The following is a 15871-nucleotide window of genomic DNA, read 5'->3' as shown; positions in this document are numbered from 1 at the left end:
ACATGAGGCTGACGACGATGACGCAGATCACCGTGGACGGTGTGATGCAGGGCAACGGTCACGCGACTCCCGAGGAATTGGCGAGCGGGTTCACGCGGGACGGCTGGGCGCTTGGGGCATTCGCCGATGACACCGGCGAGATGATCAGCGGGACCTATCAGCGGGCGGATGCGTTCCTGTTCGGGCGGCGCACCTACGAGATGTTCGCCGAGACCTGGGGCACCCGGCCGGAGATGCAGGCGCACCCCATCGGGGTCGCGCTCAACGGGACGCAGAAGTACGTCGCATCGAACAGTCTCGCGCAGCCGTCGTGGGGACCTGTCACGTTGCTGCCCGGGGATGCGACCGCGGGGATCAGGGAACTGAAGGAATCGTCATCGGGCGAGATCCAGGTACACGGGAGCGCGACCCTGATCCGCTCATTGCTCGCCGCCGGCCTCGTCGACGAACTGACGCTGCTGGTCGTTCCCGTGCTTCTCGGACAGGGCATGCGGCTGTTTCCAGACGATGGGCCCGACGCCGCGCTCGAGGTCATCAGCTCCCACATCGACGCAAGGGGCGTCGGCGTGCACGTGTACCGACCGGCCGGACAACCGGAATACCACCCGGCGCGGCCGACGTAGGCAGAGCGGCACGGTGATGCGCGCGGAGGTCTCCTCGCCCAGGCGTACGTAGCGGCCGAGGCCGGCCAGGCGCTGGTGGCGGAACTCGGCCTGCAGCTCGGGGGCGGTGCGGCCGGCGGCAGCCAGGTAGGTCAGCGCCGAGTGGAGCAACTGATGCAGGCGTCCAGCCGTCGCCGTGCGGGTCGAACTCGGCGGAGGCGGTCTTGAACAGGTACTCGGCGCGCGGGTAGGACAGGCGATGTCGGCGACGGCCTGATCTGTTACGTGCCCCTTGGCCACGATGGTCGGGGACTTGCCGCCGAGTGAAGACGAGATGGTCGAACGGCAAGGAGGAGAACGCGGAACCGTCGCCGTTGACCATGGTGACCTGCTCCGGCGGGAACAGTTCGGCGAGCATCGACACGAGCACCGCGTTCGTCGCCGGGGTCAGCTTCGACGGTTTGAGCATGACGCGGCTACCGGCGGCGGTCGCGGTGACCACGGGCATCAGCGACAGGTTGATGGGGCAGTTCCACGGCGAGATGACCCCGACCACGCCGAGCGGCTGGTATTCGATGTGGTTGCTGCCGAAACGCAGTAGCAGGTCGATGTGGCGGCGGGTCGGGCGCATGAACCGGCGGAGGTTGCGCTGCAGGTATGCGATGCCTTGCACGACGCCCACGATCTCGATGATCGCGGTCTCGTGTCGTGAGCGGTGTCCGAAGTCGGTGTTGATCGCCTCCTCGATGGCGCGGCGCCGGGCGATCAGCGCCGTCTTGAACCTGGCCAGATCGTTGCGCCGCGCCGCCAGGGAGGTGCTCCGTCGCGAAGGTGGGCGGCGCGCTGAACCTGCAGGAGCCCGGGTCGGCGATGAGACGCTCCGGGCGGCTCTGGCCAGGGCCGCCGCCTCCCATCTGCCGGAATGGGCCGATGTCCTGACCCCGCACGTGCTGCGGCACTTCTGCGCCTCTCAGCTCTATCAGCACGGCATGGACCTGATCGCCATCCAGCAGTTGCTCGGCCATGCCTGGATCGCCACCACGATGAAGTACGTGCACGTCACCGGCACTCACATCGAGGACGCCTGGGCAGCGGGCCAGCAGCGCGCGGCCACCCGGCTGGAAGGACTACGGCGATGAAGTGGAATTTGCGGCTGGCGGCGGCCAACCGCGGCATCTGGAAGGCCAGCCAGCTGCAGCGGATGCTCGCCGAGCATGGCCTGACGATCAGCGCCGGGAAGATGTCCGGCCTGTGGTCGGGCGAGCCGGCCAGCATCAAGCTCGACGACCTCAACGTCATCTGCGCGGTGCTGAACTGCGGCGTCGAAGAACTCCTGATCCCTGAGCCGGACAAGGTGCGCAAGGCCGACGACCAGCAGACAGTCCCGGCGTCGGCCGCGGCCTCGAACGCGCCGATGGTGACACCACGCCAGCGTGACGGCCGCTCGCTGCCGCCTGCGTGAGATGCCCTACTCCGCCGAACGCAGCCCGGCCAGCTGCATCGACTGCATGGCCTGGGGCATCTTGAACGGGCGACGCTGCGCCGCCTGCACCTTATGGCGCGACAAGCACCGCGGTGACGAGCAACCCTGCGCCGGGTGCGGCCGGTCGGCCCTGCTGCGCAACCGTCACTGCCGCTTGTGCTGGAACCAAGCCCGGGCCGAGGCTCACGCGACCGGCCCAGCAGGCGGAAGGGCCATCGCCTCCCACTTCCTGGACCAGATCGGTGCCTTCCATCAGCTGTTCTTCGCCGGCATGCTCAACAGCCGAGGCGCCTCGACGGCCCCGCCCCGCACCCACGATCGGCGCGGCGCGCCTCGCAAGCCGCCCTCTGAAGCTGCCCGGCACCCACCGATCCGCTGGATCCAGCTCCGGCTGCTCGATGCGCGCCGCGACTTCACCCGCTTCGACGCCGCCACCGGCACCGACCCCGGTAACCCCTGGCTGAGGTGGGCGATCTATGTCGCCCACCAGCTCGGCGAGACCCACGGCCGGCGCAGGGGCATGCACGATAACGTCCGGAGGGCCTTAGCCGTCGTGCTGTCCCGGCACGCTGCCGGCGACGTCATCCGCTACTCCGAGCTGTTTCCCGCCGTCCGGGCCCTGGACATCAGCGTCGAGCGAGTGGCCGAGGTCCTGGCCGAGATGGGCGTGCTCATCGATGACCGGCCTCCCTCCCTCGAAGCCTGGCTGGAGCGCAAGCTCGACGGCCTGGCCGACGGCATCCGCGCCGAGACCGAGCACTGGCTGCGGACCCTGCACCAGGGAGGAGCTCGCACCAAGGCACGCGACCTGGGCACCGTCTGGTCACACATGAACAACGTCCAGCCCACCCTCCTGGCCTGGTCACAGCGCTATGACCACCTGCGCGAGGTCACCCGCGAGGACGTCCTGGCCGCCCTCGATGACCTGACCGGCTCCCACCGGATCCAGCTGCTGATCTGCCTGCGTTCGCTGTTCGCCTTCTGCGGGAAGACCGGAAAGATCTTCCGCAACCCCACCCGCGGCATCAAGGTCGGCCAGCAGCCCTACCAGCTCGCGCAACCACTCGCCCCCGACGACGTCGACCAGGCCGTCCAAGCAGCCACCACCCCGGCGGCCCGGCTCGCCCTCATGCTCGCCGCCGTCCACGCCGCCCGCCCCGGCGCTATCCGCGCCCTCCTGCTGGAGGACGCCGACCTGGGCAACCGACGGCTCACCATCGCCGGACGCCCCCGGCCGATCGATGACTTCACCCACCAGATCCTGCTCGAATGGCTGGAGTTCCGCCGCACCCGCTGGCCCGACACCACCAACCCGCACCTACTCATCAACCAGATGAGTGCCCACGGAACGGCTCCGGTCAGCACCATCTACTTCGCCAAGACACGACTACGTGGCCAGGCCGCAACCCTCGAACGCCTGCGCGTCGACCGGCAACTCCAAGAAGCCCTCACACATGGCCCCGACCCTCTCCACCTCGCCGCCGTCTTCGGCCTGGACCCCAAAACCGCCATCCACTACGCCGAGAACGCCCGAGCCCTCCTCGCGACCATGATCGAGGAACAAGACCCCGCCAGTCGAGACGAACCCAAGGGTCCAAACGCCCTATGAAAGCTGAAGACCCATGAGTTCATCCTGAAGACCCTTCAGTTCGCCTGAACCCTGGGAAATCAAGGGGTCCCGGTAGCAATGAAGAAATTTTCAACGAAATAGCGTCTGACCTGCGGATAGCCCGGTCTCTGCGGCTAAGGTCTCGATTCGCTTACGGTGCGGATCATGGAGCGACGATCCCTAACTTCAGCGAGGACGTCGGCGTTGGATGGGGTCGGCTTCAGCGGTGACGCGGGCGGCGTACACCCGGCGCGCCTTGCGCTCGGCCGGGCCGCCATCGGCGAGGGCAGCGCTCTGCTCCAGCGCGGCGCAGTGGAGCGCAAGCGGGGCCACGATGCGCACCGAGTAGCCGTGGCCGCGGCGGATGGTCTGCCCGGAGGCGAGGGCCTGGCGGATGGCTTCGTCATTGGTGGTGCGCAGGTGATCGGCGAGCAGCCCGGGCAGATCAAGGGTCACATCCGGGTCCGGTGCGGGCGCGCTGCGCCGCTCACCGGTGTCAGCCGACGGCGCGTCGAGCTGGTCGGGCAGGTCGCGGGCGCCGGCGGCGTCCAGGACACGGCGGATGGTCTTGGGGGCGACCTGGTGCCGCCGGGCCAGGGCCTTGACGGCGGCACCCTGACGGTATTCCTCTACGACGGTGGCCGCCCTGCCCTGGTCGAGGGCGGCGGGGCGGCCGAGGGTCTTGCCAGCGGCCTTGGCGGCGGCGACGCCCTCGCGAGTGTTCTCGCCGATCATGTCGCGCTGGAACTCCAGCACGGCGGCCAGGACGGAGACCATCATCTTGGTGCCGGGGTCGTCGCTGGCCAGGTCGATGCCGGACAGCAGTCCGGATTCGACGCGCAGGTGGAGGCCGCGGCGGATGAGCACCGGGCGCAGGGCGAGGATGTCGGCGACGGAGCGGAACAGGCGGGCGGCGTCGGCGATGCGGATGGTGTCGCCGACGGCGGCCTCGTGCAGCAGCGTGGTGAAGCCCGCGCGGTCGAGGGAGAGTTGGCGGCTGGAGGTGGCGGGGTCTTCGTAGACGGGGGCGCCTGCGGCGAGCAGGGCGGCGAGGGCGTGCCGCTGGCGGGCGTCGGTCTGCTTGTCGGTGGAGTGCCGCAGATAGACCCGGTCAGCCACGCCCGGCATCCCGGGGGTGGCTGCTGGTGAAGGCACGGGCGATGAGCAGGGCGCTGCGCGCACTGGTGGGAACGTAGTCACGCCGCTCCTGGGTGTCGGCCTGCCAAGCCGGCTCGACCGCACCGTCCGCCTCGTTGGCGCGGTCGAGCAGCAGGGCCTCGCGGTCGAGGAAGGACACGGCGGTGCGGATCTCGCCGATCTCCCCGCGGACGTGTGCAACCTGCGCTTCGTACCGGGTGATGTCCGCCACGGTGTAGGGGATATCCGTGCCGTTCCAGTCGGTCTGCTTGAACAGGGCCATCGTGTCCCCTTCCCGAAGGTCGGCCGGGTGGTGGCCGGTGGGTGTCTGCGACCACTCTAAAAGGGGCGAAAAAGGGAGGCGGAAGCCTGGACCGGATTTTATTGGATCGACGTGCCATTTCCGCAGGTGGCGGACGGCGGTTTGATTGGATCCGTCCATGGGGGCGCGATCGATCGATTCCACCCCTCACCCGTCATTCGATCGGCACCACGGGGCATCACATCATGTGACACCAAACTGCATTCTCTGCGCGGCTCCTACTCGACCCCGAACACGGCGAGGCCGCTTCGGAAGCCGACGACGATGTGCCCGGCCTCGTCCACGGCAACGGCTGTCACAGCGTCGGGGAGGTGAAGGCGGGGACCGATCTGCCGGCGGGTGGTAAGGTCCCACACCTCGACCGTAGGACCGCTGGCGGTGACGGCAACGGGGTGGCCGTACACGGATGCCGCCGTGAGTACCTGTACGTTGACGGCAGGCAGTTCACCGAGGTGGCGGCCGGTGGTCACCTCCCACAGCCTCACCGGCACGTCCTTTTCCCAGTTCCAGTTCTCGCTCGTGGTGAGGGCGACCGGCTGACCGCCGACCACGGTGGTGGCGAGTTGCCGCACGGGCGGGTCGTGGCGCCGAGGGGAAGGAATGCTGGTCTGCCGATTGGTGGCCAGCTCCCGGATCCGGAGGGCGCCGTGGAAGGAACCGGCCACGGAGACGGGTGTGCCGTCGATCACCGCGGTGTCGACGGCGCGGACCCAGCGGCGGTGGCTGACGCCGGGCGCGCCGATCTGCTCGCCGGTGGCGACGTTCCACACCCGCACGGTCTTGTCGGTGCCGGCGGTCACGGCCAGGGGCTGCCCGTGGGCCGACGTGGTGGCGACCGAGCGGACGGCGGCGGTGTGGCCGGTCAGCGGAGCGCCGAGTTGCTTGCTGGCGGCCAGGTCCCAGATCCGGACGGTGCAGTCGTCGCTGCCGGTGACGGCGACGGTGCGGTCGTCGACGACGGTGGTGGCAAGCGCCCGCACCGGTCCGTTGTGCCCCATGAGCGGCTGCCCGAACGGCTGGCCCGAGGTCAGGTCCCACAGGCGGACGCTGTGGTCGTCGCTGCCGGTGACCACCACGGGCTGTCCGTCGACCACGGCGGTGGTCACCGCCCGCACCTGCCGGCGGTGGCCGACGGCGGACTCCGCAGCCTCCAGTCCAAACTGCAGGTCCCATACCCGCACGGTGCCGTCACTGCTGCCCGTGACGGCGACCGGCCGGCCGTCGAGCACGGTCAGGTCGACTGACCACACGAAGTCGGCGTGCCCGGTGAAGACGTGCAGCTGCTCCCCGGTGGTGAAGTTCCAGAGCCGCACGGTGCGGTCGGCGCCCGCGGTGACCGCCACCGGCCGGCCACGGAACGTGGTGAAAGCGAGACCGTCCACCCCCCGCTCGTGGCCCACCCACGGTTTTCCGATCAACTGGCGGGTGGCCAGGTCCCACACTCGCACCGTGCCGTCGTAGTGGCCTCCGGTGACAGCCACCGGTCGGCCGTGGAGCGTGGTCGTGGCCAGTGTTGACACGCTGTCCTCATGAGTGGTGAACGGTTCACCGAGCTGTTCACCGGTGGCCAGATCCGATACCCGCATCTCCCCGAGGGAGCCGTTCGACACCACCACCGTCCTGCCGTCGAGCTCGGCCGTGGCCACATCCGTCGCCATGTGCGCGTGACCGGTGAACGGTTCACCAAGTTGTTCGCCGGTGGCCAGGTCCCACACCCGTACCGTCCCGTCGAAGCCGCCGGTGACCGCCGCCGGCCGACCGTGGAGCGTGGTCGTCGTGACCCCCCGTACGATCGCCGCGTGCGCCGTGAACGGGCTGCCGATCTGCCGGCCGGTGGTGAGGTCCCACACCCGTGCCGACTTGTCGTTGCTGGCGGAGACGGCGACCGGCCGACCGTCGAGCGTTGCGGTGGCAAGTCCGTACACCGCGCCCGTATGCCCGGTGAGCGGGATGCCGATCTGCTGCTTGGTGGCGAGGTCCCACAACCGTAACAAGCCGTCGCTGGAGGCGGAGACGACAACGGGCCGACCGTCGAGGGCTGCGGTGGCAACCGCGAATACCGAGCTTCCATTAGGCGGCAGCTGTCCAAGGGGCGGCATGGACGCTACTTCCCCGGTCGGTCGCCAAGCCCATTGCAGGCCCCACCCCTTCGCGTCGCCGAACGGCGCTGACACCACGGACCTCTCACGCTCTGACATGGCGCACACAGTACAGCCGGGGTATGACACCGACAGGAGACGGACGCCGCAGGCCTACAGGAGGTCCTCCTCCCAATCCGGCTCATCGGGATTGCGGAACTGCCGGACGCCGGCGGGACCAAGGTTGGGCTGGGCGAAGGAGTAGGTGCCGATCACGTTGATGTGCTGGCGGACGAAGGGTGACAGCCGCGCGACGTCTTCCTCGGCCAGCGGATAGCCCTGCCAGTGCATGGCGGGATTCTTGCAGGTTGCGTACGCCCTTGATGTCGCGCCGGTAGGGCTCCTCGACGGCGTAGGTGAGGATATGGAGGGTCTTGAAGATTCGCCCGTAGTGGGCGATCGCCTCCCCGAGCGGGGTCGGGTTGCCGTCCCGCTGGATCATGCGCATCACGTCGTAGGCGCGGATCTCACCGGTGTAGATCGACACCACGACGCGCAGGATGTCGTTCCAGTGTCGCTTGATCTTTTCCAGGTCGATCTTCCCGCGCGCGAACCGGGATAGACTGCCATAGTCGGCGTTCTGGATGCGCCAGCCCTTCTGGTCGGGGATGTCGGCCAGCGCGGGCCGGTACTGCATGCCCAGCAGGTGGACCAGGCCGAATACGACGTCGCTGTAAGATCCGGTGTCGGTCACAAGAACCTCAGGGCGCGGTCCGCCGTCTCGCCGGAACGCTACGTCGATCATGTGGAGCGAGTCGCGCACGGTCCCGGTGACGACCTTCGCCCCGAGCCCCACCCCACGGTCGTTGATCATATTGAGCCACGTGACACCGCGCGAACGGCCGAAGAACTTCTTGTTCGGGCGGGTGTAGATGGAGGGCACCGGGACCACGAACCGCATCCCGTCGATCGCTGCGACCAGCCCGCCGCCGAGTGCCTGGGCGAAACCGATCTTGCCCTGCTCATCAATGAGCGGAGCGTTGGCCAGAGTGTAGGTCTCCGCCGACAGGTAGTTCTGCACCACGTGCGATAACCGGCCGCGTTCCAACGCGGGCGTGCCGGCCTTCACCACCGGCGCGTACCCGATGTTCAGCGCTTGGGCTGTCAGGCAGGCCGCGACCGAGACGTGGAAGTCGGCGAGCTTGCTCACCCCGCCGGCCACCGAGGTGAACGCGGCCTCGAACGGCGGAACCCGGCCCATCACCTCCAGCAGCAGCTCGGGCAGGTCCACCCGCGGCAGCATCGCGAGCACTCGCTTGCGCAGGTCGATCAGGGACGGCGGCTCCGGAAGGGCGGCCAGCTTGGCCACGTGCAGCCGGCCCTCCCCGTCCACGCTCACATCCACACCGTCCTGCCCAGCCCGGCCCGCGACATCGTTGAGCGCCAGATGCAGCACCAGCGCGTGCTCGGCGAGCAACCGCCCAGGATCCTCGGGAAGCTGGAGGTCGACCAGCGCAGGACCCTTGGCCGCCTCCCACTTCGCACCGTCCAGCAGTTGCTAGCGTGGATCCCGCCAGCGCGCCGAGGCTTCGGCATAGACGTCGCGCCGCTTGAGGTGCCGGTGGAACTGGGTGAGCACGCACATGGTGTAGGCGTTCTTGTCCACGGTGCTGCCATTCGGCAAGCTCTTGAACACCAGCCGCTTCCAGGACCCGGTCACCAACTCGGGGTCGATGTCGGCCTCGGTGACCTTCTTTTTGCGTCCGTCCAGCAGCCGGGGCAGTTGCTTCATCGCTGCGAGAGCCCGCGCGCCCTCAGCGTTGGCACCGAATTCGATCACCGTGGTCAGCATCTTGAGGAACCCCGACACGGTGGCGATCCGCGTGGCCAGCAGCGCCCGCATCTCACCGTCGGCATCGACGTCGGGCGGCGGCACCATCTCGGTCACCGCCGCAACCGCCTCCCGCAACTCCCGCCGGGGCACGATCGCGTCGATCGCCTCCCACACCTGATCCAGCCGGTGTTCCTCGCCGTACTCGGTGACCTCCAGCAGGGTTTCCACCGCCGCGGCGAGCGTGGCCGAGTGCTTGGCCAGTTTCGGATGCTGGCGTGCCCGCTCCTTATCGGTCGCGGTCTCGGCCTTGCCGACCAGTTCGGTGGTGACCAGCAGATCCAGCATCTCCAGGCAGTCGTCGACCGCCTTGCCCTCCAGATAGATCACCGTGGCCAGCAGCGTGGCGAGCTGGCGGGAGTGTCCGTGGCGGCGCAGCGTGGTCGCCGTGGCCTGCATGCCGTACCGCGCCAGGTCGACCATCCGCCGGTGCGGCACCTCCGGCGGCAGCGGCATGGCCCCCAGCCCCACTCCGATCCGCGGCGAGCTCCAGCGCCTTCTCCAGATTCCCTGCCCGAGGGCGCCGCCGGGCCTTTGCGCCAGCGTTCCAGGTCCGAAGCGCGCCGACCTTCGGACACCTCCAGCAGCATCTCCAGGATCACCCGCTGCCGCGGCGACAGCACCCCCCGCAGCGCGTCATGAAGACGGTCGGTGGCCTCATCCCGCACCCGGGCGACCAGCCGGGCCAGCGTGGTCACACTCGGGAGCAGCACCTTGTTGGTGCGCAGCCACGTCACACCGTCATAGAAGATCGTCTTCTTGCCGTCGCCGGTGTTCCACGCCCGCGCGCCCGCCCAGACGATGAAATCCACCTCCGCCTGGGAGAACTCCTTCAACTCATATGCCTTGCGGATCACTTCCTGGTGCTCGAACGGCGTGTTGCGCCGCTCTGTGTACTGGTTGATCTGCGAGACATCCTCGATCCCGAGTTGCTCGCCGAGATACGTCAACACCTCATCGGGCACGTCCAGCGGGCCGGTCAGAAAGCGCCCGACGTAACGGGCTGTCGTTAGCTGGAGGGCGAAGCCGAGGCGGGCGTGCGCGCCACGCCGCTCGGCGATCAGCGTCCGATCCGCGTCGTCCAGGTAGAAGAACCGCTCCAGCTCCGCCTGCGACGGAGCACCCGAGAAGCGGCCGTACGCGGCCGCCTCACCATCACTCAAGAACTCAACCGGCATAGACGCCGAAGGTAGGGCAGTCCCAGCAAGCAGGACGAGCGGAAGATCAAATAGTTAGCTGCGGCCACCCGCTAACGGGACTTTTCGTTCGGATGCTCGTCATACCCCGATGCTGCAGTGCCGAGTGACGGAGCTGGTGCAGAGTCCACCCCTGGCGGTGCGGGTCGAGCTGGGCTGTGGCGGTCTTGAACAGGTATTCGGCGCGCGGGTAGGACAGCCGGCCCCGGCCGGTGACGGGGCAGACATCGCCGGTTGCGGGCGCCCGGCGGCCGGAGACGGGAGCGCGCCGGTCGGCCAGGAACACCGGCCCGGCGGTGCGCCCGGCCAGCAGGCGGGGCAGGATCCGGGCGGTGGGAGTGGCCCAGTGCACGTACTCGAGGGCGCCGCCCTTGGAGACGACGCGGGCGCGGCGGAACTCCAGGTCGAGGTCCCCGATGTTGAGGGTGAGGATTTCCTCGGCCCGGGCGGCCGTGTCGTACAGGAGCCGCCACAGCACCCGTTCCCGCAGCGCGTGCGCGGGGTCGGTGAACAGCTTCTCCAGCCGGGCGGCCGGGATGGCCCGATCACCGCGGCGGGCGGGCTTGCGATGCTCCAGCCTCCGGGCCGGGTTGGTGACCAGCAGTTCCTGGCGCTGGGCCCAGGTGGTGAAGGAGACCAGCGCGGACAGGTGCCGGTTCCAGGTGGCGGCGGCCGCACTCTTCCACTGGTCCATCACCGCGGCGTACTGCTCGGGCGTGAGTGTGGCGACCGGATGCTGCGGCCCGGCCACGGTGGTCAGGCGGGCGAGGGTCTCGGCGTAGCCGGTGCGGGTGGTGGCCGCGGTGTGGGACTCCAGGAAACGGTCGACGGCGGCGGCGACCGTCGAGCCGGTCGCGGGGTCGGTCGGCGGGCCGGCGCCTTAGAACTCCTAACTGAATGATCTTGGGGTGGTATTGATCGTCTGTTCTGTAGGTTGATCACCGGTGTTTGGCGCAGGCTCGGTCACGGCTTCCCGACGCGTGACGGCGGTTTAGACGTGGGTGAGTGCTCGGGCGGAGGCTTCGAGGATGTCGCCCAGAGCGGTGCGGGCTCGGGTGAGGTCGGCTATGCGGGAGTCCAGCTCGACGTACTGGGTTCTGAGATGGTCGAGAACGCAGGCCTGGAGCTCGGTGCCGTCGCCGACGAAGCAGGGCATGAGCTCGCGGATGACCTTGGTAGGGAGCCCGGCGGCGAGCAGGGTGCGGATGCGCGCGACGGTGGCGGGGGCCTCGGGACCGTAATGGCGGTGGCCGCCCTCGCTGCGGTGGGAGGTGAGCAGCCCCTGGGCCTCGTAGTAGCGGAGGAGACGGACGGCCACGCCCGTTTCGCGGGACAGCTCCCCGATCTTCATGTGACCCACCTCATAAGGCATCGGCTTGAATCTGACACCAATGTCACATCCTAACGTTGATCCCATGACGACGACTTCGACTGCACCAGCGCCCGTTTCGCTCTACGGATTCCTGGCCCCCAAGCCCGGACACGCCGACGAGTTCAGGAAGCTCCTGATGGACCTCGTCGAGCCGTCTCGAGGGCACGAGGGCAACCTTCAATACCACCTCCACGAGCAGGAGGACGGCCGATTCTTCCTCTACGAGGTCTGGCGTTCGCAGGAGGACCTCGACCGGCACAACGCGACCCCACTCCTGCGCGCCTTCATGGACGAACTGCCCGAGCACATCGAAGGAGCGCCCGAGGCATACTTCGGCGCGATGAGGAGTCCCTATCCGGCCATCGTGGTCTGACCAGGCTCGCAGCAGACTCGAAAGGTTCCTGACGGAGTCAGAGTTTGGCCAGTCGGCGCCAGCAGATGATGCCGCAGGCCAGGCTGAGGAAGGCTTCGTGGATGTCGTCGCGGATCTCCCAGCGGATGCGCAGCCGACGAAACCAGTGCAACAGCGCGAAGCTTTGCTCGACCACCCACCGATGCACGCCCAGTCCCGAGCCGTGCTTGATGCCACGCCGGGCGATGACCGGAGTGATCCCGGCAGCTCGGACCTGCTTGCGGTACTTGTCGTGGTCATAGCCGCGGTCGGCGTAGATCGCATCCGGCCGCCGGCGTGGTCGTCCTCGCCGGCCGCGTACCGGCGAGATGGCCTCGATCAGAGGCATGAGCTGGGTGACGTCGTTACGGTTCCCGCCGGTCAGCGACACCGCCAGCGGAATGCCGTGCCCTTCGGCGATCAGATGGTGTTTCGAGCCTGTTCGGGCACGGTCGACCGGGCTCGGACCAGTTTTGGGCCGCCTTTGAGGGCGCGTATGTGCGAGCCGTCGATCACCGCCTTGGACCAGTCCAGCGCGCCGGCGCGTGCAGTTCGGCCAGCAACGACTCGTGCAGACGCTGCCAGACTCCCGCCTGGTGCCAGTCGCGCAGGCGCCGCCAGCAGGTCATGCCGGAGCCGAAGCCCAGCTCCTGGGGCAAGAACTCCCACGTGATGCCGGTGTAGAGCACGAACAGGATGCCCGACAGGACCTTCCGGTCGTCCAGACGCTTGCGGCCGGGGTGATCGGCGCGGCGTAGCACGACCGGCAACAACGGCTCGATCCGCGCCCACAGCTCGTCGGGCACGATCCACGGTGGCTGCTCGCCCTTCCTCACGCGCTGATCAACCCCCAGACGATCAGCGCTATTCCTAGATCATTCTGTTAGGAGTTCTTACACCGCACCGGGGCAACGACGTTCGGGAACCTGGTGCCCACCGAGCCGTCCCGGCTGGGGACGGTCAAAAGGCAACGGGGGTCCACCGACGTCTTGGTCAATGGGCGATCACGATCTTGCCGTTGGCCTTGCCCTGCTCGACGTAGGCGAGGGCGTCGAGGGTTTCGTCGAAGTCGAAGGTGCGGTCGAGCACGGGGCGCAGCGTGCCGGCGTCATCCAGGGCTGCCAGGGCCTTGAGCTGGGCACCGTCGGCGCGCATGAAGAAGAACGAGTACCGGACGCCCAGTCGCTTCGCCCGGCTGCGGACCTTGCGGCTCAGCACGGCCATGACCGGCTTGAGGAGCGGCTGGCCGAGCTGCGCGGCGAAGGCCGGGTCGGGTGGGCCGACCACGCTAATGGCCAGTCCGCCGGGCTTCAGGACCGTCAGCGACTTCTCCAGGCTGGCCGGGCCAAGCGAGTCGAGGACGACGTCGTAGCCGTTGAGGACGTCGGCGAAGTCGGTCGTGGTGTAGTCGATGGCTTCGTCGGCGCCGAGGTCTCGGACCTTGTCGATGTCGCGGGTGTGGGCGGTGGTGGCGACGTACGCGCCGAGGTGCTTGGCGAGTTGGATGGCGGTCGAGCCGAGGCCGCCGGCGTGCACCAGCATCTTCTGCCCGGGGGCGGACGTCGGCGAGGTCGACGAGGCTCTGCTGAGCGGCGAGCGCCACCAGGGGTACGGCGGCGGCCTCGGCGAAGGAGAGCGAGGAGGGCTTGATCGCGACGTCGTCGGCGTCGATCGCGATCGACTCGGCGAAGGTGCCGATCCGCAGGTCACGTGGTCGTGCGTAGATCTCGTCGCGAAGTCGGCCCCGCCCTGGTCGCGCGGGGATAAAGATCGTGGCTATGAGTGAGCCTTACCCGGACGAGTTGGTCGACGCGGTGGACCTGTATGTCGATGTCCAGCAGGTTCTGCTCCTTCCTGCAAACGCGGTCCGAGTTGGCGGAGCGGCGGCCGAAGTACCACCGTCTGCTGGCGGCGAGGCGTTCGGCGACTGACCGTGCGGTTCAAGCCTGGCGACACCGCGCATGCGGTGGAGCAACTCGACTGGATGCGGGCGCAGTTCTTCGCCAACCGCCCAGACGACCTCCCGGCGGCGCGTAAACCTACGGGCCGTGCCCTCCGCGGCGTCGAAGCGGGCCGACCGCATCGGATGCCTGTGCAGCGAGGCCGGCCGTGTCCTTCTCAGGTGTGGTGCGGGCGAGGCAGCAAGGCGAACGCACTCTCCGCGATCGAGGTCAGGCGGGCGGGACTGTGGCCGTACGCGCCTACTACATCGGTCCCGCGGACGATGGTCAGCAGAAGGTACGCGAGGTCGTCGGGATCCGCGTCGGGGTCGATGTCACCGTTGCGTTGCGCCGCTCGCACACAATCGGCCACCGCCGTCCGGACCACGGAGAAGCACTCCTTGGCCAGGCGTTTCACCTCGGGGTCGGAGGCGCCGACCTCCAAGGCCATCTTGGCGGCGAAGCAGGCCGCCCCCGCCCGGTCGGAGGCGGGGAGTACGTCGGCGGCGAGTGGCACCCCATGGACGGCGCGGAGCAAGTACTGGTGCAGTCGTTCCAGGGCACCCTCGTCCGGTCCGGCGAGCATCTTCCGCGGCCCCTGGCTCAGCCGGGCGAAGTAGCCGGTCATCGCCTCCAGCAGCACGCCGTGCTTGCCGTCGAACGCGGCGTAGAGGCTGCCGCGGCCCAGGCCGGTAGCAGAGCTGATGTCGTCGACGCTCGTGCCGTTGTAGCCCGAGGCGCGGAACTGCCGCTCGGCGGCATGCAGGACGTGGTCGCGGTCGAAGCTTCGTGGTCTCGCCATACACCGAAGGTAATGCCGACCCGCCGTACTTGACAACTCAGTACAGAACCGCCTAGGTTTCTGACAGTTCAGTACACAATCGTCCTGGCGACCCCGCACTGGGCACGACGAAGTCATGCCCGCAACCGAAGGAACCACCATGCAGACAGCTTCCCCAGTGGCCCTTGTGACAGGCGCCTCCTCCGGGATCGGGCGGGCGGCGGCGCTCGCCCTCGTGGACGCCGGCTTCGCGGTGGTCGGCACGAGCCGCAACGCGGCGAACGCCGGGCCGCTGGCCGGGGTGACGTTCCTCGATCTCGACGTGGCCAGCGACGAGTCGGTCCGCTCCCTGGTCGAGGAGGTGATCGAGCGGTTCGGTCGGATCGACGTCCTGGTCAACAACGCGGGCGTGGGCGCGGTCGGCGCCGGCGAGGAGAGCTCGATCAACCAGGCCAAGGAGGTCTTCGACATCAACGTCTTCGGTCTGATGCGGATGACAAACGCGGTGCTGCCCCGCATGCGCGCCCAGGGCAGTGGCCGCGTGGTCAACGTCTCTTCGGTACTCGGTCTGATCCCAGCGCCCTTCATGGCTGTCTACGCTGCCGCCAAACATGCGGTCGAGGGCTACTCCGAGTCCGTCGACCACGAGCTTCGCGAGCACGGCGTCCGGATGCTGCTGATCGAGCCGGCCTACACAAGCACGAGTTTCGAGGCGAGCAGCCTGGCACCCGACTCGCCCCTGCCGGTCTACGCCGCACAGCGGGAGATCGCCCGAGACGTGCTGGCCACGGCCTTGCGCACCGCCGACGACCCGGACGTTGTCGCGAAGGTGGTCGTCGCGGCCGCCACCGATTCCAAGCCCAAGCTCCGGTACACCGCCGGCTCGATGGCCGCACGCGTCAGCCTCCTGCGCCGGATCGTGCCCTCGCGCGCCTTCGACAACCAAATCCGCAAGCTCAACCGGCTGGCCGGCTGACCCCGCAGTACACCCGGCGCCTGAGCAGACGCACATGTCCAAAACCAGAGACACCGAAGCCAGCATCAGCATCTGTCGTCCGACCGCTCTTGG

General features: G+C 68.5%; 19 protein-coding genes and 1 pseudogene. 8 read left to right on the top strand and 12 right to left on the bottom strand.

What is annotated here, in order from left to right:
- Positions 1-2 precede the first annotated feature (2 nt).
- Positions 3-623, top strand: a complete 621-nt coding sequence (locus AB0B61_RS46770) for a dihydrofolate reductase family protein (RefSeq protein ID WP_358447128.1) — start codon at positions 3-5, stop codon at positions 621-623.
- On the opposite strand, the gene AB0B61_RS46765 is transcribed toward AB0B61_RS46770, so the two are convergent.
- On the bottom strand, positions 535-1371 hold the full coding sequence (locus AB0B61_RS46765) for an aldehyde dehydrogenase family protein (protein ID WP_358447248.1): 837 nt from the start codon (positions 1369-1371) through the stop codon (positions 535-537). The genes AB0B61_RS46770 and AB0B61_RS46765 overlap by 89 nt on opposite strands.
- Here AB0B61_RS46765 and AB0B61_RS46760 point away from each other — a divergent pair.
- The 3 genes from AB0B61_RS46760 to AB0B61_RS46750 are packed head-to-tail and all read left to right on the top strand — an operon-like array spanning position 1265 to position 3694.
- On the top strand, positions 1265-1741 hold the full coding sequence (locus tag AB0B61_RS46760) for a tyrosine-type recombinase/integrase (RefSeq protein ID WP_358447246.1): 477 nt from the start codon (positions 1265-1267) through the stop codon (positions 1739-1741). The genes AB0B61_RS46765 and AB0B61_RS46760 overlap by 107 nt on opposite strands.
- Complete coding sequence (locus AB0B61_RS46755; RefSeq protein WP_358447125.1) at positions 1738-2064, top strand: helix-turn-helix transcriptional regulator; 327 nt, start codon at positions 1738-1740, stop codon at positions 2062-2064. The genes AB0B61_RS46760 and AB0B61_RS46755 overlap by 4 nt, the downstream gene beginning before the upstream one ends.
- Positions 2036-3694 carry a hypothetical protein gene (locus tag AB0B61_RS46750; RefSeq protein ID WP_358447122.1) on the top strand — a complete coding sequence of 553 codons (1659 nt, stop codon included), beginning with the start codon at positions 2036-2038 and terminating at the stop codon, positions 3692-3694. Before AB0B61_RS46755 ends, AB0B61_RS46750 begins: the two co-directional genes overlap by 29 nt.
- A gap of 186 nt (positions 3695-3880) precedes the next feature.
- Here AB0B61_RS46750 and AB0B61_RS46745 read toward each other — a convergent pair whose 3' ends face one another.
- From AB0B61_RS46745 to AB0B61_RS46710, 8 genes are all read right to left on the bottom strand, one after another.
- Positions 3881-4813, bottom strand: coding sequence for a recombinase family protein (locus AB0B61_RS46745; protein WP_358447119.1), 933 nt, complete (start codon positions 4811-4813; stop codon positions 3881-3883).
- On the bottom strand, positions 4806-5114 hold the full coding sequence (locus tag AB0B61_RS46740; protein WP_358447117.1) for a hypothetical protein: 309 nt from the start codon (positions 5112-5114) through the stop codon (positions 4806-4808). Before AB0B61_RS46740 ends, AB0B61_RS46745 begins: the two co-directional genes overlap by 8 nt.
- Before the next feature lie 257 nt (positions 5115-5371).
- Positions 5372-7138, bottom strand: a complete 1767-nt coding sequence (locus tag AB0B61_RS46735; protein ID WP_358447114.1) for a WD40 repeat domain-containing protein — start codon at positions 7136-7138, stop codon at positions 5372-5374.
- A 295-nt stretch (positions 7139-7433) separates the two neighbouring features.
- Positions 7434-8600 carry a Tn3 family transposase gene (locus AB0B61_RS46730; RefSeq protein ID WP_358447112.1) on the bottom strand — a complete coding sequence of 389 codons (1167 nt, stop codon included), beginning with the start codon at positions 8598-8600 and terminating at the stop codon, positions 7434-7436.
- 189 nt (positions 8601-8789) lie between these two features.
- On the bottom strand, positions 8790-9545 hold the full coding sequence (locus AB0B61_RS46725) for a hypothetical protein (RefSeq protein WP_358447109.1): 756 nt from the start codon (positions 9543-9545) through the stop codon (positions 8790-8792).
- Positions 9449-10300 (bottom strand): DUF4158 domain-containing protein, encoded by an 852-nt coding sequence (locus AB0B61_RS46720; protein ID WP_358447106.1) that lies wholly within the window; start codon positions 10298-10300, stop codon positions 9449-9451. Before AB0B61_RS46720 ends, AB0B61_RS46725 begins: the two co-directional genes overlap by 97 nt.
- 46 nt (positions 10301-10346) lie before the next feature.
- Positions 10347-11135 (bottom strand): tyrosine-type recombinase/integrase, encoded by a 789-nt coding sequence (locus AB0B61_RS46715; protein ID WP_358447244.1) that lies wholly within the window; start codon positions 11133-11135, stop codon positions 10347-10349.
- A gap of 174 nt (positions 11136-11309) precedes the next feature.
- Positions 11310-11669, bottom strand: a complete 360-nt coding sequence (locus tag AB0B61_RS46710; protein WP_358447103.1) for a MerR family transcriptional regulator — start codon at positions 11667-11669, stop codon at positions 11310-11312.
- 64 nt (positions 11670-11733) lie between these two features.
- Between AB0B61_RS46710 and AB0B61_RS46705 the strand changes: the two genes are divergently transcribed.
- A complete protein-coding gene (locus tag AB0B61_RS46705; RefSeq protein WP_358447100.1) occupies positions 11734-12063 on the top strand; it encodes a putative quinol monooxygenase in 330 nt (109 codons plus the stop codon).
- Between the two features lie 37 nt (positions 12064-12100).
- Here AB0B61_RS46705 and AB0B61_RS46700 read toward each other — a convergent pair.
- Both AB0B61_RS46700 and AB0B61_RS46695 read right to left on the bottom strand, forming a co-directional pair.
- Positions 12101-12890 (bottom strand): annotated as a pseudogene (locus tag AB0B61_RS46700) (IS5 family transposase).
- A gap of 184 nt (positions 12891-13074) precedes the next feature.
- Positions 13075-13617: a zinc-binding dehydrogenase gene (locus AB0B61_RS46695; RefSeq protein ID WP_358447098.1), complete on the bottom strand. Its 543-nt coding sequence runs from the start codon at positions 13615-13617 to the stop codon at positions 13075-13077.
- On the opposite strand from AB0B61_RS46695, the gene AB0B61_RS46690 reads away from it, so the two are divergent.
- Both AB0B61_RS46690 and AB0B61_RS46685 read left to right on the top strand, forming a co-directional pair.
- The gene (locus AB0B61_RS46690) at positions 13586-13867 is read left to right on the top strand and encodes a hypothetical protein (RefSeq protein ID WP_358447095.1); all 282 of its coding nucleotides are present in this window, start codon (positions 13586-13588) and stop codon (positions 13865-13867) included. The two genes, AB0B61_RS46695 and AB0B61_RS46690, sit on opposite strands and share 32 nt — an antisense overlap.
- The gene (locus tag AB0B61_RS46685; protein ID WP_357618242.1) at positions 13860-14012 is read left to right on the top strand and encodes a hypothetical protein; all 153 of its coding nucleotides are present in this window, start codon (positions 13860-13862) and stop codon (positions 14010-14012) included. The genes AB0B61_RS46690 and AB0B61_RS46685 overlap by 8 nt, the downstream gene beginning before the upstream one ends.
- Before the next feature lie 187 nt (positions 14013-14199).
- On the opposite strand, the gene AB0B61_RS46680 is transcribed toward AB0B61_RS46685, so the two are convergent.
- A complete protein-coding gene (locus AB0B61_RS46680; RefSeq protein ID WP_358447092.1) occupies positions 14200-14823 on the bottom strand; it encodes a TetR/AcrR family transcriptional regulator in 624 nt (207 codons plus the stop codon).
- Between the two features lie 139 nt (positions 14824-14962).
- Here AB0B61_RS46680 and AB0B61_RS46675 point away from each other — a divergent pair, with 139 nt between their 5' ends.
- A complete protein-coding gene (locus AB0B61_RS46675) occupies positions 14963-15778 on the top strand; it encodes an oxidoreductase (RefSeq protein ID WP_358447090.1) in 816 nt (271 codons plus the stop codon).
- Positions 15779-15871: the final 93 nt, after the last annotated feature.

It is taken from the genome of Nonomuraea sp. NPDC049158 (assembly GCF_040648335.1).
Classification (GTDB): Bacteria; Actinomycetota; Actinomycetes; order Streptosporangiales; family Streptosporangiaceae; genus Nonomuraea.
Note: the sequence above shows the minus strand (reverse complement) of the source record. Positions and strands in the feature narration are given on the sequence as shown.